The organism is Streptomyces sp. NPDC006552 (assembly GCF_040611655.1).
Lineage (GTDB): Bacteria > Actinomycetota > Actinomycetes > Streptomycetales > Streptomycetaceae > Streptomyces.
In genome coordinates, this window is sequence record NZ_JBEXOS010000009.1 from 1 (window position 1) to 16,171 (window position 16,171).

Here is a 16,171-nt window from a genome sequence, read left to right on the forward strand (position 1 = left end):
CCCGCCGCCGTCGACGGTCATCCGGAACAGGCCCGCGGAGACCTGCTCGTCGCGCTCGCCGTCGTGGATCACGGCGGCCCCGTACGTCTCCAGGCTGTCGCGGACCGGCGAACAGGGGTCGTCGCCCCCGCGGACCTCGCGATCTGTCACATGGAGACGGTGTACGGCGCGCCCGGCGAGTACAGCGGCTACCCGGCGTTCAAGTCCCCGCCGCAGGTCGCCGCGGGCCTGCGCGCCACCGGCTACGACTCCTGCTCGACGGCCTCGAACCACACCCTCGACGACGGCGCCGACGGCATCGCCCGCACCCTGGGCGCGCTCGACCGGGCCGAGATCGCGCACGCGGGCTCCGGACGCACGGCCGCCGAGGGGCGGAGCCCGGCCTGGCTGCGCGCCGGTGACGCCAAGGTCGCCCAGCTCGCCTACACCTACGACACGAACGGCTACCCGCTGCCCCAAGGGCGCCCCTGGTCCGTGAATCTGATGGAGCGTCAGCGCATCGTCGCCGATGCCCGCGCCGCCCGGAAGGCGGGCGCCGACGTGGTCGTCGTCTCGCTGCACTGGGGCACCGAATGGCAGGACGAGCCGGACGACCGCCAGCTGAGCCTCGGCAAGGAACTCACCGCGTCCCGCACACACGGCCGCCCCGACATCGACCTGATCCTCGGCACCCACGCCCACATCCCGCAGGCGTACGAGAAGGTCAACGGCGTCTGGGTCATCTACGGCATGGGCGACCAGATCGCGGGCGAGATGTTCAACTACGAGGGGGCCCGGGACCCCCGCGGCAACATGGGCACACTCGGCCGCTTCACCTTCGCCCCGCCCGCCCGTCCCGGTGGGCGCTGGGCGGTCGCGAAGGCGGAGTACGTCCCCGCCTGGTTCGACGTGCGCTCCGGCCGTGTCGTGAACCTCAACCGCGCCATCGACCGGGGCGCCGCACTCGCTCCCGTCCGGGACCGCATCCGCCGGGCCGTCCTCAGCCGGGGTGCCGCCGCGGACGGTCTCGTCATGGGGAAGTAGCCCCGGCACACTGGCAACATGCCCCTCGCACTCCACCACATCGTCATCGACGCCCATGATCTGCCCGGCCTGGCCCGGTTCTGGTCCGCGGCCCTGGGCTGGCGGATCCTCTCCGAACGGGAACGCGAGGTCGTCATCGGCCCGGACGAACGCGCGCCGGTCGGCATCTGCTTCATGCCGGTCACCGAGCCCAAGACCGGCAAGAACCGGCTGCATCTCGACCTGACCTCCGCCGCCGCGGACCGGGAGGCCGAGATCGAACGCCTCCTCGCGCTCGGCGCCCGCCGGGCGGACGTGGGCCAGAGCGGCGAGGAGTCCTGGACCGTCCTGGCGGACCCGGAGGGCAATGAGTTCTGCGTGGTCCGCCCGAAGCGGACGCTCATCGCCTAGGCGTGGCCCGCGCCAGTTCGGAGCGCTTGTACGAGTACCCGAAGTAGACGCCGAGGCCGATCACGAACCAGACGGCGAACCGCACCCACGTCTGCCACTGCAGGAACGTGATCAGCCAGATGGAGAAGACGACCCCCAGGGCGGGCACGAACGGCATCCCCGGCGTGCGGAACGTGCGGGGCAGCTCCGGCCGGCGGTAGCGGAGCACGATCACCGCGACGCAGACCACGACGAACGCCAACAGGATCCCGATATTGGTCAGTTCGGCCGCCTCGCCGATCGGCAGGAAACCGGCGATGGCGGCCGAGGCGACCCCGACGATCCACGTCACGCGTGTGGGCACGTGCCGGGTGGGGTGGGTCTTCGCGAACCACTTCGGCAGCAGTCCGTCCCGGGACATGGAGAACCAGACCCGGGTGACCCCCAGCATGAAGGTGAACATCACCGTCAGGATGCCGATGATCGCGCCGACCGCGATCACGTCCGCGAGCCCGCTCAGCCCGACCGCCTTGAACGCGGTCGAGAAGCCGCTCTCGGGGTCGATGTCCTTGTAGTCCTGCATCCCGGTCAGGACCAGGCACGCCAGCACGTACAGCACCATCGAGATGGCCAGCGAGTAGAGGATCGCCTTCGGCATGTGGCGCTGCGCGTCCTTGGACTCCTCGGCGGCCGTGGACATGGCGTCGTAGCCGAAGACCGCGAAGAAGACGGTCGCCGCGCCGGTGAACGCGCCGCTCACCCCGAACGGGAAGAACGGCGTGTAGTGGCCCGTGTTGATGTGGAAGAGGCCCACACCGATGACGAGCAGCACCACCAGCACCTTGAGGACCACGACGACCATCTCGAAGCGGGCCGCGTTCTTGATGCCGAGGGTCAGCAGGTACGCGATGAGCAGGCACAGTGCCGCGGCGAACAGGTCGACCTTGTGGCCGCCGCCCGTGCCGGGTGCGCCCAGCATCCACTTCGGCAGGTCGAGGCCCAGCTCGCCGAGGAGGAAGCTGAAGTACCCCGAGATGCCGATGGCCACGACGGCGACGATCGCGGTGTACTCCAGGAGCAGGTCCCAGCCGATGAACCAGCCGACCAGTTCGCCGAGGACCGCGTAGCCGTAGGTGTACGCCGATCCGGCCTTCGGGATGAGTCCGGCGAACTCGGCGTAGGAGAGCGCGGCCGCCGCGCTGGCCACGCCCGCGATGAGGAAGGAGATCAGCACCGCGGGCCCCGCGGTGCCGTTGGCGACCGTGCCCGCGAGGGTGAAGATGCCCGCGCCGATGATGCCGCCGACGCCGATCGCGGTGAGTTGCCACAGTCCCAGCGAACGGGTCAGCTGGGAGCCCGTGCCGCCCGCCCCGGTCTCGGTGTCGTCGATCAGGTCGATCGGTTTGCGGCGGAGCACGCCCTGTCCCATGCGCGGACGTGGGGGTGTGGCCATGAGCTCACCTCTTCGCGGACGTGACAGCTGACGGCCGATCATGATGCACCCGTGGCGGCGGCGGGGGAAGACGCCGCGCCCCACGGGGCGGGGGCGGGTTACGGCACGACCGTGACGGGCCAGCGGCCCGCCTTCACCAGCCGGACGGCGACCGAGCCGACGATGCGGTGGCCCGCCTGCTCGGAGGCGCCGACGACCACGGCGTCGGCCTTGAGCTCGTCGGCGGCGGTGACCAGCCCGTTGAACGGGTCGCCGCGGAACGTGTGGAACTCCCAGCGCACGTCGTATATGTCCTTCACCCGCTCCGTGGACCGCCGGATCTCCGCGATGAGGCTCTCCGCGATCTCGTCCGTCGTCTCCGCCACGGGTACGCCGAGCGCGGCGCCCGCCGCCAGGACGGGCTGCACATAGACGACGGCGAGCAGCGCGTGCTGGCGCCGGGCCAGGCCCCCGGCGTAGGCCGCGGCCCGGAACGAGGACTCGGAGCCGTCGACGCCGACGACGATCACCTTGGGTCCGTCCGTACCGCGTTCGAACTGGTGGGGCTGCTGATCGGTCACGCGCAGAGGCTAGCGGAACCCCCAGGGGGGCACCGGGCCGGGGCGGACTCCCCGCTTCCGGTACGGGCGCCGGTCAGCGCACGGACGTCAGCCGGGCGAAGACCACGACGTTGCCGGTGTAGCCGCTGCGCTCGGAGAAGCCGCCACCGCAGGTGATGACGCGCAGCTCCGGCGCTCCGGTGGAGCCGTAGACCTTGGTGCCGGGGAAGTGCGCCTTGGCGAAGACGTCGATCCCGTAGATCTCGAAGACGGCGGTACGGCCGTCCTCACGGGCGATCTCGATGTGGTTGCCCTTCTTCAACGACCCGAGCCCGTAGAAGACGGCCGGTCCGCGCTGATTGTCGACATGGCCCACCACGACGGCCGTGCCGTTCTCACCGGGCGCGACCGCGCCGGTGAACCAGCCCGCCAGGTTCGGGTCCTCGGGCGGCGGCGCGTCCACCCAGCCCTGCGCGTCGAGCCCGACCCGCGTCACGGGGGCGTCCACCTGGATCGCCGGGATCCGTACGCGCTGGGGCGCCGCGAACGACAGCACCCCGGCCGGTTTCGGCGCAGCGGCGGGGGAGCGGCTGTCCGTGGCCGCGGCGGCGGCCGAGGCGGGCTGGGGCGGACCGAGGTCGAACTCCCCCGACCCGTTGCGGATCAGGGCGAGACCGGTGAGCAGCACCAGCGCCAGGGCCCCCCAGGGGGCCCGCTTCTTCGGCTGCTCCTCATCGGCGGACCGTGCGTCGGACATGGGCTCATCCCCTCTGGCGGCGGCGCGGCCGCGACCGTTGCGCGTAGGCAGACGGTATGCGGCCCTCGTGCGGCGGGCGACGGGACGGAGGCGAACGGGTGGCGGCGCCCGCGGGAGGCGCGCCGCCGGTGCGCCATCCGAGTTGACGTACGACCCGCCGCCACAACCGGCGATGACCTGCGGCGATATCGGTCCGGGCGGAATGTGCACCGGTGTGTCGCCTCACCGGGACGGCCGAGCCCCGAAGTGCGGTGCGACGCACGGCGTCTGAGGGTGCGTCTGGGAGACGTTCTCGCCGATCTTCCCGGGACCTCTCCCGGGGACGTCTTCCGCGGAGGATCTTCATGCGTACCACCCGCGCCCTGGCGGTGTCCGCCGTCGTGTCCGCCGCGGTCGGCCTGACCGCCCCCACCGCCTCCGCCTGGACCGAACCGTCCACCATCACCGCGGGACCGGGGGCCGTGCCGCGCGGGGGGCAGCTGACGGTCACCGTCACCGGGCCCACCTGCCGCTCCGGCGGGGTCGCGCGCTCCGACGCGTTCGGCACCGCCGCGCTGACCGCGGCCCCCGGCAGCCCGACCGCGAGCGGCACCGCCACGATCCGCGGCGCCGCGGGACCGGGCGCGCACGACATCAGCGTCAACTGCCAGGGGGTGACGGTGACCCGGCCGGCTGCCTTCACCGTCATCCAGGGCGGGGTGAACGGTGGCTTCGGCGGGGCCAGGGAGGGCGGCGCCACCCCCACCGACATGGCGATCGGCGGCGTGCTCGTCGCCACCTCGCTCATCGGCGGCGGCGTGTTCTGGCTGCGCCGGCGGGCGGAGAACAAGAACTGAGCACGGCGGGAGACGTCAGCTGCCGCCGTCGCCGGTCCGGCGCCGCACCAAGGAGTACGCGGTGCCGAGCGCGCCGGCGATGAGCGCCGCCCCGAGGCCCATCTCGCGCAGGTCGAACCCGCCGATGCTGCCGCCCGCCCCGGCGTTCACCCCATGGTCGATCGGCACGGGTGTGGGCGTGGGGTCGTCGGGCCGGTCGCCCTCGATGGTGAGATCCAGGGAGCGGGAGCGGTGGCCCTCGCAGGAGAACTTCACGGAGTACATGGCGCCCCGCTTGGCGTCCCAGTCGACGGTGACCGAACGCGAGCTGTGGCGCCCGGTGAGCGTGATGGTGTCGAAGATGCCGGAGCTGACCTCGGTCGTGCCCTTGCAGCCCGTCTGGGAGAGCATCACCTGCCCGCCCGGGGCGACCGTGGTCGGCGAGGCGTTCACCTCGAAGGTGTAGTCGTCCGCGTCCCCCGCCGAAGCGGGGGACGCGGCGAGGGCGAGTGCGGCGACGGACAGCACGGCGGCGGAAGTGGCGCGTATCGCGTGCATGGAGGTTCCTCCGGGTCCACGAGGAGCAGCTGCGGACCGGTTCCGCTCGCTTGGGGGACAAACACCTCGGTGTCCGAAACGCTAGATAAGGACCCGTATGGTGGCTATCCCTGTCGGGCGAATGGGGTACGGGCCGGGCGCCCCAGGGGTCAGCGGGCTCCGGGGAAGAGCATCAGGAACGGCTCCGCGGTCGCCGCGACGCCCCGGCTGTAGGGCGCGTCGAAGTCCCAGATCAAGAAGAGCAGGAACGCGATCAGGGACGAGAAGAGACCGGCCAGGAGCAGCTCCCGGCGCGTGCGCCGGATCTGCAGCGCGAAGATCATGCCGATGGTCACCAGGGCGCCCACGACCAGGCCGAACCAGACGACGCCCGGCATCGTGGCGCCGGTCGAGTCCGCGCGGGCGTTGCGCGCGTCGTCCGCGGCCGTCACCTGGTCCAGGAGCGGCTGGTAGGCCTGGGCCTGGAAGTCGTCGCGCGGCTCGAAATCGGTCACGTCGTGCCGCATCTTGTCGAAGAGCTGGGTGCCCCGGTCCGTCAGCTCGCCCTTGGTCCGCATCGCGTGCCATTCGGTGGTCACGACGTGGCTGACATAGGTGTCGACATCCGCCCGGATCCTGGTGCGGACGTCGGCGGGGTAGACGCGGACGCGCTCGTGGATCTCGTGCAGCGCCTGCGCCTCGTTGCGTACGTGGTCCTGGGCCGCGCTGCGGGCCTCCCAGGCACCGGCGATGGCCAGACCGAGGACGATCGCGTAGACCACCCCGATCATCATGGTCATGTACTCGATGACGTCCGGGGTCTCCGTGGGGTCGTCGTCGTCACTGATTCTGCGCTGTTGCAGGACGAGGACGATCAGGACGACCGCACAGACGGCGACCATCGCGAGGGCGAGAACAAGCCATTCCGACATGAAAACCTCCACACGGGTTCAGCGGGGGCGCAGTGCGGCGACCGCGAGCACCGCGGGTGCGGTGATGAGCAAGGTGAGCGTGACGAGCGACGGGCCGCCGCGGGGCGGCGCCCGGTGCACCGCGGGGCGGTGGACGGGGTAGTGCACGGCCGCCGGAGCCGGCTTCGGCGACGGCGACGGGGAGTGCGTCGGGGCCGGAGCCGGGGCCGGGCTCGATGGTGGAGGCGTGGGTGTCGGCCGGGCCGGTGCGGGCGGCGGCGGAGCGGGGGGCGCGGGGCGGGCGGGCGCGGGCGCCGGTGGCGGGGCCGGCGGCGGCGGGGTGGGCCTGGGCGGCGTCGGCCTGGGCGGCTTGGGCTCGGGCGGCGTCGGCTTGGGCGTCGGGGTCGGCTTCGGCGGCGGCGTGGTCGGCTCCGGGCTGCACCAGTCGCCGTCACCGGCGACCGCCACGGCGCCGCCGTCGAGCGAGGCGTAGGCGCAGCTGTCGGCCGGCGCGAGGGGCGCGGCGGCGGCGACGGGAGCGCCGCACAGCCAGGCGACGGCCACCGCCGCGACGACTCGGGTGACCAGGGCCGACCTGGCCCGCATGGTTGGGTGCACGAGCGAGATCATGAGCGGTGCGGCGCCCGGGCGCGCCATCGACGGCCCGGAATACTCCGAAGGAGGGGATCGGTAGTACTTGCGTTTGATCCCCGTGCCGTCACCCGTCCGGGTCAACAAATCCCGGGCCGCGTTGAACACACCTGCCGCTGCCGCCCGTACCTAGGGCCAGGTGCGGACCCGTCCGGGTTCACACAACACCCATGCACCATGCGGGAGTTGACGATGAAGACCTCCTGGCGGAACGCCTCGCTCGCGGTGACCGCCGCGGCCCTGCTCGCCCTGACGACGGCGTGCGGTCAGGAAGCCGGCGGCACGGCCACGAACGGCCAGAACGTGGGCAACGCCGCGCCGGCGCAAGGCGGTTACGGCTCCGACGGGTACGGCTCGTCCCAGCAGGACAAGACGGAGTCCGCACCGAAGGCCAAGGCCGCGGGCCGGCTTGCGGTGCGGGACAGCGCGAAGCTCGGCAAGGTCCTCACGGACAGCGCCGGGTTCACGCTCTACCGCTTCGACAAGGACACCGCGCAGCCACCCGCCTCGCACTGCGACGCCGCCTGCCTGAAGGCCTGGCCGGCCGTCCCGGCGGGCGGCGCGCAGGCCGCGCCCGGCGTCGACCCGGCCCTGCTCGACGAGGTGAGCGCCGACGACGGCACGAAACAGCTGACGATCGACGGCTGGCCGATGTACCGCTATGCCGGGGACACCAGCCCCGGCGACGCGGAGGGGCAGGGCGTGGGCGGCACCTGGCACGCGGCGGCCCCCGACGGGAAGAAGGCGGGCCCGGCGGCGGCGCGCCCCGCCGACACCGCCGGATTGTCGACGCGCAAGGACCCCCGGCTCGGCGAGATCGTCGTCGACAAGAACGGCATGACCGTCTACCGCTTCCTGAAGGACTCGGCCTGGCCCATCAAATCCAACTGTGTCGGCGCTTGTGCGCAGAAATGGCCCGCACTCGCGCCGGTCGCCAAGAACGACACCAAGAACATTCCCCTCAAGGGCTACATGACCTTCGGCCGGCCCGACGGGACCGAGCAGCAGACCCTGAACTGCTGGCCGGTCTATACGTTCACCGGGGACAAGAAGCCCGGTGACACCAACGGGCAGGGCGTAGGCGGCACTTGGTACGCGGCCGCGCCCGACGGCAAGCCGGTGGGCGCCCCCGCGAAGTGACCGCGGCGACGCCGGGGCGAGCAGAGCGCGGCGCACAGTAGAGTCGTCGCCGGACCGTGTACATGGCCGGTCCGTTCCCCGTATGGCCGGGTCATGGTCATACGCCGGGAACGGACCGGTCCTTTTCGGTCCGGACAGTGGGGCTTTCGGGGTGGTTTCGGATCTCTGTCAATTGGCACGTGCCGCAGGCAGTGACCGAGAACGGATGGTCAATTTCCGTTTTGGCTCGCTCCTTTGGCAGCTGATCAGTAGCCTCTGCTCGAACACCGGCTCGTCTACGCCTTGGAGAGAGTGATGGAGCGTCCTGCCTGGGCCCCGCAGGGCATCGACATCTCGGTGCCCAGCGTGTCCCGGATCTACGACTACTACCTGGGCGGCTCGCACAACTTCGAGGTCGACCGGGAAGCGGCGCGCAAGGCGATGGACTTCCTGCCGGGGCTGCCGAAGATCATGCAGGCGAACCGGGCGTTCATGCGGCGGGCCGTGCGCTACGCGATCGACGAGGGCGTGACCCAGTTCCTCGACATCGGCTCGGGCATCCCGACGTTCGGCAACGTGCACGAGGTGGCGCAGCAGGCGAGCCCCGGCGCCCGCGTGGTCTACGTCGACCACGACCCCGTCGCCGTCGCGCACAGCCGGGCCGTCCTCGACGGCAACGCGGACACCGCGGTCGTCGCCGCCGACCTGCGCAAGCCGCGGGAGATCCTGCGCAGCCCCGAGGTCGGTGAACTCCTGGACCTGGAGCGCCCGGTGGCGCTGCTCCTCATCGCCGTCCTGCACTTCATCGAGGACGCCGACGACCCGTACACCGCGGTGGCCGAACTCGGCGCGGCGCTCGCGCCCGGCAGCCTGCTCATCGTGTCGCACGCGACCTACGAGGGCATGCCCATCCCGGCGGAGCGGGCCGGCGGCGCCGTCGACGTCTACCGCGACGATGTCCGCAATCCGCTGGTGATGCGGGACCGCGAGCAGATCGGCCGGTTCTTCCAGGGGTACGAGGTGGTCGAGCCGGGCATCGTGCAGATGCCGGTGTGGCGGCCACAGACCGCGCCCGAGGACGAGGACCCGTTCACCTTCGCGGGCTATGTGGGAGTGGGGCGCAAGGCGTGAGCGAAGAGCCGGGCGGGCCGGAGGACAGACTGCGCAGATTCGCCACGATCTGGAGCCGGGCGATCTTCCCGGTGACGGCGACGTCGCGGACCAGACCCGAGTTCGAGGCGGAACTGGTGCCGCTCGCCCGCCGGCTGCGCGACGCGCTGGCCGCACGGGCCCTGGACGCCGCACAGGGACAGTCCGTCGGTGCCGCCCTGGTCGCCGCCCACTGCACCGACCCAGAGGCGCTCAGCCGCACCCTCGACGTGGTCGAGGCCTACCTCGTCCTGTACTGCGGCGAGGAGGCGCGCACCGCCGAGCGCGAGGACGACCTGCGGGCCCGCTGCGCCCGCCTCCAGCACACCGTCGCCGCCGGCTTCGCGGCCGCGCTGCGCCAGCGCACGCTCGCCGAGCAGGAGGCCATCTCGCGGGCCGCGCTCAACGCCCGCAGCGCCGTCGCCGAGGCGCTGCACGCCAGCGAGGCCCGCTTCCGCGCCGTCTTCCACGGCGCCGCCATCGGCATCAGCATCGCCTCGCTCGACGGCACGGTCCTGGAGGTCAACGACGCGCTGGTGCGGATGTTCGGCGGCGCCGAGGGGATGCTGCGCGGGCGCAACGTCGCGGAGTGGACCCACCCCGACGACGCCCCGCAGGTGTGGCACCTCTACCACGAACTGGTGCGCGGCGAGCGCGAGCACTACCGCGTGGAGAAGGCGTTCCACCGGCCCGACGGCACCGCCCTGTGGACCAACCTCACGGTCTCGCTGCTGCGCGACGCCGAGGGCGTACCCCAGTACCAGCTGGCGCTGATGGAGGACACGACCGAACGCCGCCTGCTCAACCTGCGGCTGCGGTACGAGGCCACGCACGACGCGCTCACCGGGCTGCCCAACCGCACCCTCTTCTCCGAGCGCCTGGAGAAGGTGCTCGCCGCCGGCGAGGGCATGCGGTTCGGGCTCTGCTACCTCGACCTCGACGGCTTCAAGACCGTCAACGACAGCCTCGGCCACGCGGTCGGCGACCGGCTCCTCGTCGAGGTCGCCGACCGGCTCCAGGCCTGCGCGACCGCGCCCGGCGAGATGGTCGCCCGCCTCGGCGGCGACGAGTTCGTGGCGCTCACCACCGGCCGCGACACCGAGGCCGAGGTCGACGAGTTGGCCGGCCGCATCATGGGAGCGCTTGCCACGCCCATCCGGATCGACGGCCGCGAGCTGACCGTGCGCGGCTCCATCGGCATCGTCGAGGGCCCGGTCGGCGACCGCAGCCCCGCCGAGGTGCTGCGCAGCGCCGACATCACGATGTACCGGGCCAAGTCCGCCGGCGGCAACCGCTACGAGCTGGCCGACCCCGAGGCCGACGCCCGCGCCATCACCCGGCACGGGCTGACGACGGCGCTGCCCGCCGCGCTGGACCGGGGCGAGTTCTTCATCGAGTACCAGCCGCTCGTCCACCTCGGCGACAGCAGTGTGCGCGGGGCGGAGGCGCTGGTGCGCTGGCGCCACCCGCAGCACGGGGTCCTCGGGCCCGACCATTTCATCCCGCTCGCCGAGCACACGGGCCTGATCGTGCCGCTCGGCCGCTGGGTGCTGGAGGAATCGGTCCGCCAGGCCCGCGTGTGGCAGGACCGCCACGAGCTGGCGGGGCCGCTGCGCATCAATGTGAACCTGTCGCCGATGCAGCTCACCCATCCCGGGCTCGTCTCCGACACGGTGGACATCCTGGAGCGGGCCGGTCTCGCGCCGGGGGCGCTCTGCCTGGAAGTGACGGAGTCGGCGCTGATCGGCGCGGACGACGATCTGCTCAAGCCGCTGCGGCGGCTCTCCGAGATGGGCGTCGACATAGCGCTCGACGACTTCGGTACGGGGTATTCGAACCTGGCGAACCTGCGGCGGCTTCCGGTGAACGTGCTGAAGCTGGACCGGTCCTTCACCCAGGGCATGCAGCAGTTCCCGGCCGATCCCGTCGACCTGAAGATCGTCGAGGGGATCGTCTCGCTCGCCCACAGTCTGGATCTGGCCGTCACGGTCGAGGGCGTGGAGACGGGGGCGCAGGCCGAGCAGTTGCGGGAGCTGGGGTGTGACACGGCGCAGGGCTGGTACTACGCCCGGCCCGGGCCGCCGGACCGCCTCCACGAGCTGGCGCTCGCCGACGCGACGGGTTGACCCCGGGGTCCGCGTGGCGCGGCCCGCTTGCGCCCCTGGTGGACCGTACGTTCGTGCGCGGGCCCGGTGGGGGCGGGCCGCGCAGTTCCCCGCGCCCCTGAGATGCGCACTGCGTGCGCCATCTCATCTAGCGTCCCTGGGGGGCGCGGGGAACGGCGCGAGAAGCCCCACGGCGGGTCAGCCGACGGACGACCCCTCAGGGGCGCGGGGAACGGCGCGACAAGCCCCAACGGCGGGGGAGCCGAAGAACGGCCCACCAGGGGCGCGGGGAACGGCGCACACGGCACAAGCGGTCCGCGTCAAGTGAACCCCGGGTCACCCCTCCCGGTCCCGCTCCATCAGCATCCGCTGAAGCTCCCGCGCAGCCCGAGGCGGAGCCACGTCACTGCGATGGGCCAGCGCGATGGTCCGCCGCAACCCGGGCCGCGCCAACGGCGTGACCCGCAGATCCGCCCCGGCCCGCAGCGCGACCATGTGCGGCACGACGGCCACACCAAGACCCGCCCGCACAAACCCCAGCACCGCGTCCATCTCCCCGCCCTCCACCGCGAAGTCCGGCTCGAACCCCTCCGCCCGGCACGCCGCCACGGTCAGCTCCCGCAGGTCGTACCCGTGCCGGAACATCACGAGGCGCTCGCCCTCCAGATCACAGATCCGCACCGACGCCCGCCCCCGCCCGGGCCGGGGCGCGGCCGCCGATGACACCACCACCAGCTCCTCGCGGAGCAGCTCCCGCGTGGTCAGCGCCGGCGCCGGTGACGGCAGCGGCAGCACCACGAGCGCCAGATCAAGGGCGCCGCGCGCCAGCTCGCGGACGAGGTCGTGCGAGCCGCCCTCCTCGATGAGCAGCTGGATGCCCGGGTAGCGGTCGTGGAAGGCGCGCAGCACGTCCGGCAGCAGGCCCGTGCAGAGCGACGGCGTCGCCCCGAGCCGCACCCGCCCGCGCCTGAGCTGCGCCAGCTCCTGCACCTCGTGCCGCGCGGTGTCCGCGTCGGCGAGGATGCGCCGGGCCAGCGGCAGCAGCGCCTCACCGGCGTCGGTGAGCGTGATGTTCCCGCGGGCCCGCTGGAAGAGATCCGCCCCCAGCTCCCGTTCGAGCGCGCGGATCTGCTGGGACAGTGAGGGCTGGGCGACATGCACCCGTTCGGCGGCGCGCGTGAAGTGCCGGGTCTCCGCGACCGCGACGAAGTACTGGAGCTGCTGGAACTGCATGGACCCAGCATAGTTCCATGCATAGGCAACGCCTATGGAAATGAGCTGTTCCATGTCTTGGACCGATCGGGCCCTTCGGCCCTACCGTCTTCTTCCATGGCTCTGGCAACGCGGACGGACCGACGACCGTCCATGACACGCACGCTCTGGGACAGCACCCTCGGCAAGAAGACCGTGATGGCGGTCAGCGGCATCGTCATGCTGCTCTACCTGGTCGCGCACATGATCGGGAACCTGAAGATCTTCTTCGGTCCACAGGAGATCGACCACTACGCGGGCTGGCTGCGCACCATGGGCGAGCCGGTGCTCCACCACGAGTGGGGCCTGTGGCTCGTGCGCGTCGTCCTCGTCGTCGCCGTCGTGGCGCACGCGACCTCCGCGTACCAGCTCAGCCGCCGTGACATCAAGGCGCGGCCCAGCAAGTACGTGCACAAGAAGCCGGGCGCGAGCTACGCCACCCGCACCATGCGCTGGGGCGGTGTCATCCTCGGCCTGTTCATCGTGTGGCACATCCTCGACCTGACGACCGGCACCGTGCACCCCGGCGGGTACGAGCACCTGCACCCCTACCAGAACATCATCGACACGTTCTCGACCTGGTACGGCGACGTCATCTACATCGTCGCGATGCTCGCCCTCGGCCTGCACATCCAGCACGGGTTCTGGAGCGCCGCGCAGACCCTGGGCGTCGGCAGCCGGACCCGCGACCGCGTCCTGAAGACCGTCGGCAACGTCCTCGCCGTACTGCTCACGCTCGGTTTCGTCGCCGTCCCCGTGGGCGTCATGACCGGATTGGTGAGCTGAGGAAGAACATGAGCACCTACGCGGACTACTCCACCGGCGCCCCCGTCGTCGACACCAAGGCCCCCACCGGGCCCGTCGCCGAGCGCTGGGACACGCGGCGCTTCGAGGCGAAGCTGGTCAACCCGGCCAACCGCCGCAAGCACACCGTGATCGTCGTCGGGACCGGGCTGGCCGGCGGCAGCGCCGGTGCCACCCTGGCCGAACAGGGTTACCACGTGGTCCAGTTCTGCTATCAGGACTCGCCGCGTCGCGCCCACTCGATCGCCGCCCAGGGCGGCATCAACGCGGCGAAGAACTACCGCAACGACGGTGACTCGGTGCACCGTCTCTTCTACGACACGGTCAAGGGCGGGGACTTCCGCGCCCGCGAGTCGAACGTGCACCGCCTCGCGCAGATCTCGGTGGAGATCATCGACCAGTGCGTCGCCCAGGGCGTGCCGTTCGCGCGGGAGTACGGCGGTCTGCTGGACACCCGTTCCTTCGGTGGCGTGCAGGTGTCCCGCACGTTCTACGCCCGCGGCCAGACGGGCCAGCAGCTGCTGCTCGGCGCCTACCAGGCACTGAGCCGCCAGGTCGCCGCCGGGAACATCGAGCTGCATCCGCGTACCGAGATGCTCGACCTCGTCGTCGTGGACGGCAAGGCGCGCGGGATCGTCGCCCGCGACCTGGTCACCGGGAAGATCGACACGTACTTCGCGGACGCCGTCGTCCTCGCCTCCGGCGGCTACGGCAACGTCTTCTACCTGTCGACCAACGCGATGAACTCCAACGCGACCGCGATCTGGCGGGCGCACCGGCGCGGCGCCTACTTCGCCAACCCCTGCTTCACCCAGATCCACCCCACCTGCATCCCGCGCACCGGCGACCACCAGTCGAAGCTGACGCTCATGAGCGAGTCGCTCCGCAACGACGGACGGATCTGGGTCCCGAAGGCGGCCGGCGACGACCGCCCGGCGAACCAGATTCCCGAGGACGAGCGCGACTACTACCTGGAGCGCATCTATCCGGCGTTCGGCAACCTCGTGCCCCGTGACATCGCCTCGCGCGCCGCGAAGAACGTGTGTGACGAGGGCCGGGGGGTGGGCCCGGGTGGTCAGGGTGTCTACCTGGACTTCGCGGACGCCATCGCGCGCATGGGGCGGAAGGCGGTCGAGGCCAAGTACGGCAACCTCTTCGACATGTACCAGCGGATCACCGACGAGGATCCGTACCAGGTGCCGATGCGGATCTACCCGGCCGTGCACTACACGATGGGCGGGCTGTGGGTCGACTACGACCTCCAGACCACGATCCCGGGGCTGTTCGCGATCGGCGAGGCCAACTTCTCCGACCACGGCGCCAACCGGCTCGGCGCCTCCGCCCTGATGCAGGGCCTCGCCGACGGCTACTTCGTCCTGCCGGCCACCATCAACGACTACCTGGCCAGGAACCCGCACACCGACGAGGTGAACGCCCAGCATCCCGCGACCGTCGAGGTCGTGCGCGAGACCGAGGAGCGGCTCGCGAAACTCCTCGCCGTCGACGGCGACCGCACCCCGGACTCCTTCCACCGCGAACTCGGCGAACTCATGTGGGAGTTCTGCGGCATGGCCCGCACCGAGACCGGGCTGCGCAAGGCACTGGAGCGGATCCCGCAGATCCGTGAGGAGTTCTGGCGCCGGATCAAGGTCCCCGGCACCGGGGAGGAGTTCAACCAGTCCCTGGAGAAGGCGAACCGCGTCGTCGACTACATCGAGCTGGCCGAGCTGATGTGCCTCGACGCCCTGCACCGCGCGGAATCCTGCGGCGGCCACTTCCGCGAGGAGTCCCAGACCCCGGACGGCGAGGCCGAACGCCGCGACGAGGAGTTCTCCTACGCGGCCGCCTGGGAGTTCACCGGCACCGGCGAGGCCCCCGCCCTGCACAAGGAAGACCTCGTCTTCGAGTACGTCCACCCCACTCAGCGGAGCTACGCATGAAGCTCACCCTGCGCGTCTGGCGCCAGCAGAACGCCGACGCCGAAGGCGCCATGTCCACCTACGAAGTGGACGGCATCTCGAAGGACATGTCGTTCCTGGAGATGCTCGACACCCTCAACGAGGAACTCATCGTCAAGGGTGAGGACCCCGTCGCCTTCGACCACGACTGCCGCGAGGGCATCTGCGGCGCGTGCAGCCTGGTGATCAACGGCGACGCGCACGGACCCGAGCGCACCACCACCTGCCAGCTGCACATGCGCTCCTTCCGCGACGGCGACACCATCGACATCGAGCCGTGGCGGGCCGCCGCGTTCCCCGTCATCAAGGACCTGGTCGTCGACCGTACGGCCTTCGACCGGATCATCCAGTCCGGTGGTTACATCACGGCGCCGACCGGCGCCGCCCCCGAGGCGCACGCCACCCCGGTGCCCAAGCCGGACGCGGACTTCGCCTTCGAGCACGCCGAGTGCATCGGCTGCGGCGCGTGCGTGGCCGCCTGCCCCAACGGCGCGGCCATGCTCTTCACCTCCGCCAAGGTCAACCACCTCAACGTGCTGCCGCAGGGCGCCCCCGAACGCGAGAGCCGTGTCCTGGACATGGTCGCGCAGATGGACGAGGAGGGATTCGGCGGCTGCACCCTCACCGGCGAGTGCGCGACGGCCTGCCCCAAGGGCATCCCGCTCTTCTCCATCACCAGCATGAACAAGGAGTGGCTGCGCGCCAACCGCAAGGTCGGCCGCGGCTGACC

The 16,171-nt window shown here is 71.5% G+C and carries 15 protein-coding genes and 1 pseudogene; 9 read left to right on the plus strand and 7 right to left on the minus strand.

The genetic code is table 11. From position 1 onward, the window contains the following. Positions 1-117: 117 nt before the first annotated feature. Positions 118-1,023, plus strand: a pseudogene (locus tag ABZY33_RS07905) (CapA family protein); the annotation flags it as partial. Between the two features lie 18 nt (positions 1,024-1,041). Next, entirely contained in the window at positions 1,042-1,413 is a 372-nt protein-coding gene (locus ABZY33_RS07910; RefSeq protein WP_356490627.1) for a VOC family protein, read from the plus strand. Here the strand turns inward: ABZY33_RS07910 and ABZY33_RS07915 are convergent. The 3 genes from ABZY33_RS07915 to ABZY33_RS07925 all read right to left on the minus strand — a co-directional run bounded on the left by ABZY33_RS07915 (position 1,403) and on the right by ABZY33_RS07925 (position 4,141). After that, positions 1,403-2,845, minus strand: coding sequence for an amino acid permease (locus ABZY33_RS07915; RefSeq protein WP_356490628.1), 1,443 nt, complete (start codon positions 2,843-2,845; stop codon positions 1,403-1,405). The two genes, ABZY33_RS07910 and ABZY33_RS07915, sit on opposite strands and share 11 nt — an antisense overlap. A gap of 98 nt (positions 2,846-2,943) precedes the next feature. Next, positions 2,944-3,405 carry a universal stress protein gene (locus ABZY33_RS07920; protein WP_356490629.1) on the minus strand — a complete coding sequence of 154 codons (462 nt, stop codon included), beginning with the start codon at positions 3,403-3,405 and terminating at the stop codon, positions 2,944-2,946. A gap of 73 nt (positions 3,406-3,478) precedes the next feature. After that, positions 3,479-4,141 carry a class F sortase gene (locus tag ABZY33_RS07925; RefSeq protein ID WP_356490630.1) on the minus strand — a complete coding sequence of 221 codons (663 nt, stop codon included), beginning with the start codon at positions 4,139-4,141 and terminating at the stop codon, positions 3,479-3,481. Between the two features lie 344 nt (positions 4,142-4,485). On the opposite strand from ABZY33_RS07925, the gene ABZY33_RS07930 reads away from it, so the two are divergent. Further along, complete coding sequence (locus ABZY33_RS07930; RefSeq protein WP_356490631.1) at positions 4,486-4,977, plus strand: hypothetical protein; 492 nt, start codon at positions 4,486-4,488, stop codon at positions 4,975-4,977. 15 nt (positions 4,978-4,992) lie between these two features. Here ABZY33_RS07930 and ABZY33_RS07935 read toward each other — a convergent pair whose 3' ends face one another. The 3 genes from ABZY33_RS07935 to ABZY33_RS07945 form a co-directional block, all read right to left on the minus strand. Next, positions 4,993-5,514, minus strand: coding sequence for a hypothetical protein (locus tag ABZY33_RS07935; RefSeq protein WP_356490632.1), 522 nt, complete (start codon positions 5,512-5,514; stop codon positions 4,993-4,995). Between the two features lie 149 nt (positions 5,515-5,663). Next, entirely contained in the window at positions 5,664-6,425 is a 762-nt protein-coding gene (locus ABZY33_RS07940; RefSeq protein WP_356490633.1) for a hypothetical protein, read from the minus strand. An 18-nt stretch (positions 6,426-6,443) separates the two neighbouring features. Beyond that, positions 6,444-7,022: a hypothetical protein gene (locus tag ABZY33_RS07945; RefSeq protein ID WP_356490634.1), complete on the minus strand. Its 579-nt coding sequence runs from the start codon at positions 7,020-7,022 to the stop codon at positions 6,444-6,446. Between the two features lie 225 nt (positions 7,023-7,247). Between ABZY33_RS07945 and ABZY33_RS07950 the strand changes: the two genes are divergently transcribed. The 3 genes from ABZY33_RS07950 to ABZY33_RS07960 all read left to right on the plus strand — a co-directional run bounded on the left by ABZY33_RS07950 (position 7,248) and on the right by ABZY33_RS07960 (position 11,449). Then, on the plus strand, positions 7,248-8,195 hold the full coding sequence (locus tag ABZY33_RS07950; RefSeq protein ID WP_356490776.1) for an SCO0930 family lipoprotein: 948 nt from the start codon (positions 7,248-7,250) through the stop codon (positions 8,193-8,195). Between the two features lie 294 nt (positions 8,196-8,489). Continuing rightward, the gene (locus tag ABZY33_RS07955; protein ID WP_356490635.1) at positions 8,490-9,305 is read left to right on the plus strand and encodes an SAM-dependent methyltransferase; all 816 of its coding nucleotides are present in this window, start codon (positions 8,490-8,492) and stop codon (positions 9,303-9,305) included. Continuing rightward, positions 9,302-11,449 (plus strand): EAL domain-containing protein, encoded by a 2,148-nt coding sequence (locus ABZY33_RS07960; protein WP_356490636.1) that lies wholly within the window; start codon positions 9,302-9,304, stop codon positions 11,447-11,449. Before ABZY33_RS07955 ends, ABZY33_RS07960 begins: the two co-directional genes overlap by 4 nt. 315 nt (positions 11,450-11,764) lie before the next feature. Here the strand turns inward: ABZY33_RS07960 and ABZY33_RS07965 are convergent, their stop codons facing one another. Next, entirely contained in the window at positions 11,765-12,661 is an 897-nt protein-coding gene (locus ABZY33_RS07965; protein ID WP_356490637.1) for a LysR substrate-binding domain-containing protein, read from the minus strand. A 96-nt stretch (positions 12,662-12,757) separates the two neighbouring features. Here ABZY33_RS07965 and ABZY33_RS07970 point away from each other — a divergent pair, with 96 nt between their 5' ends. The 3 genes from ABZY33_RS07970 to ABZY33_RS07980 are packed head-to-tail and all read left to right on the plus strand — an operon-like array spanning position 12,758 to position 16,169. Beyond that, complete coding sequence (locus tag ABZY33_RS07970) at positions 12,758-13,465, plus strand: succinate dehydrogenase (protein WP_356490638.1); 708 nt, start codon at positions 12,758-12,760, stop codon at positions 13,463-13,465. 8 nt (positions 13,466-13,473) lie between these two features. Continuing rightward, the gene (locus tag ABZY33_RS07975) at positions 13,474-15,423 is read left to right on the plus strand and encodes a fumarate reductase/succinate dehydrogenase flavoprotein subunit (protein WP_356490639.1); all 1,950 of its coding nucleotides are present in this window, start codon (positions 13,474-13,476) and stop codon (positions 15,421-15,423) included. Next, positions 15,420-16,169, plus strand: a complete 750-nt coding sequence (locus ABZY33_RS07980; RefSeq protein ID WP_356490640.1) for a succinate dehydrogenase/fumarate reductase iron-sulfur subunit — start codon at positions 15,420-15,422, stop codon at positions 16,167-16,169. Before ABZY33_RS07975 ends, ABZY33_RS07980 begins: the two co-directional genes overlap by 4 nt. Positions 16,170-16,171 lie beyond the last annotated feature (2 nt).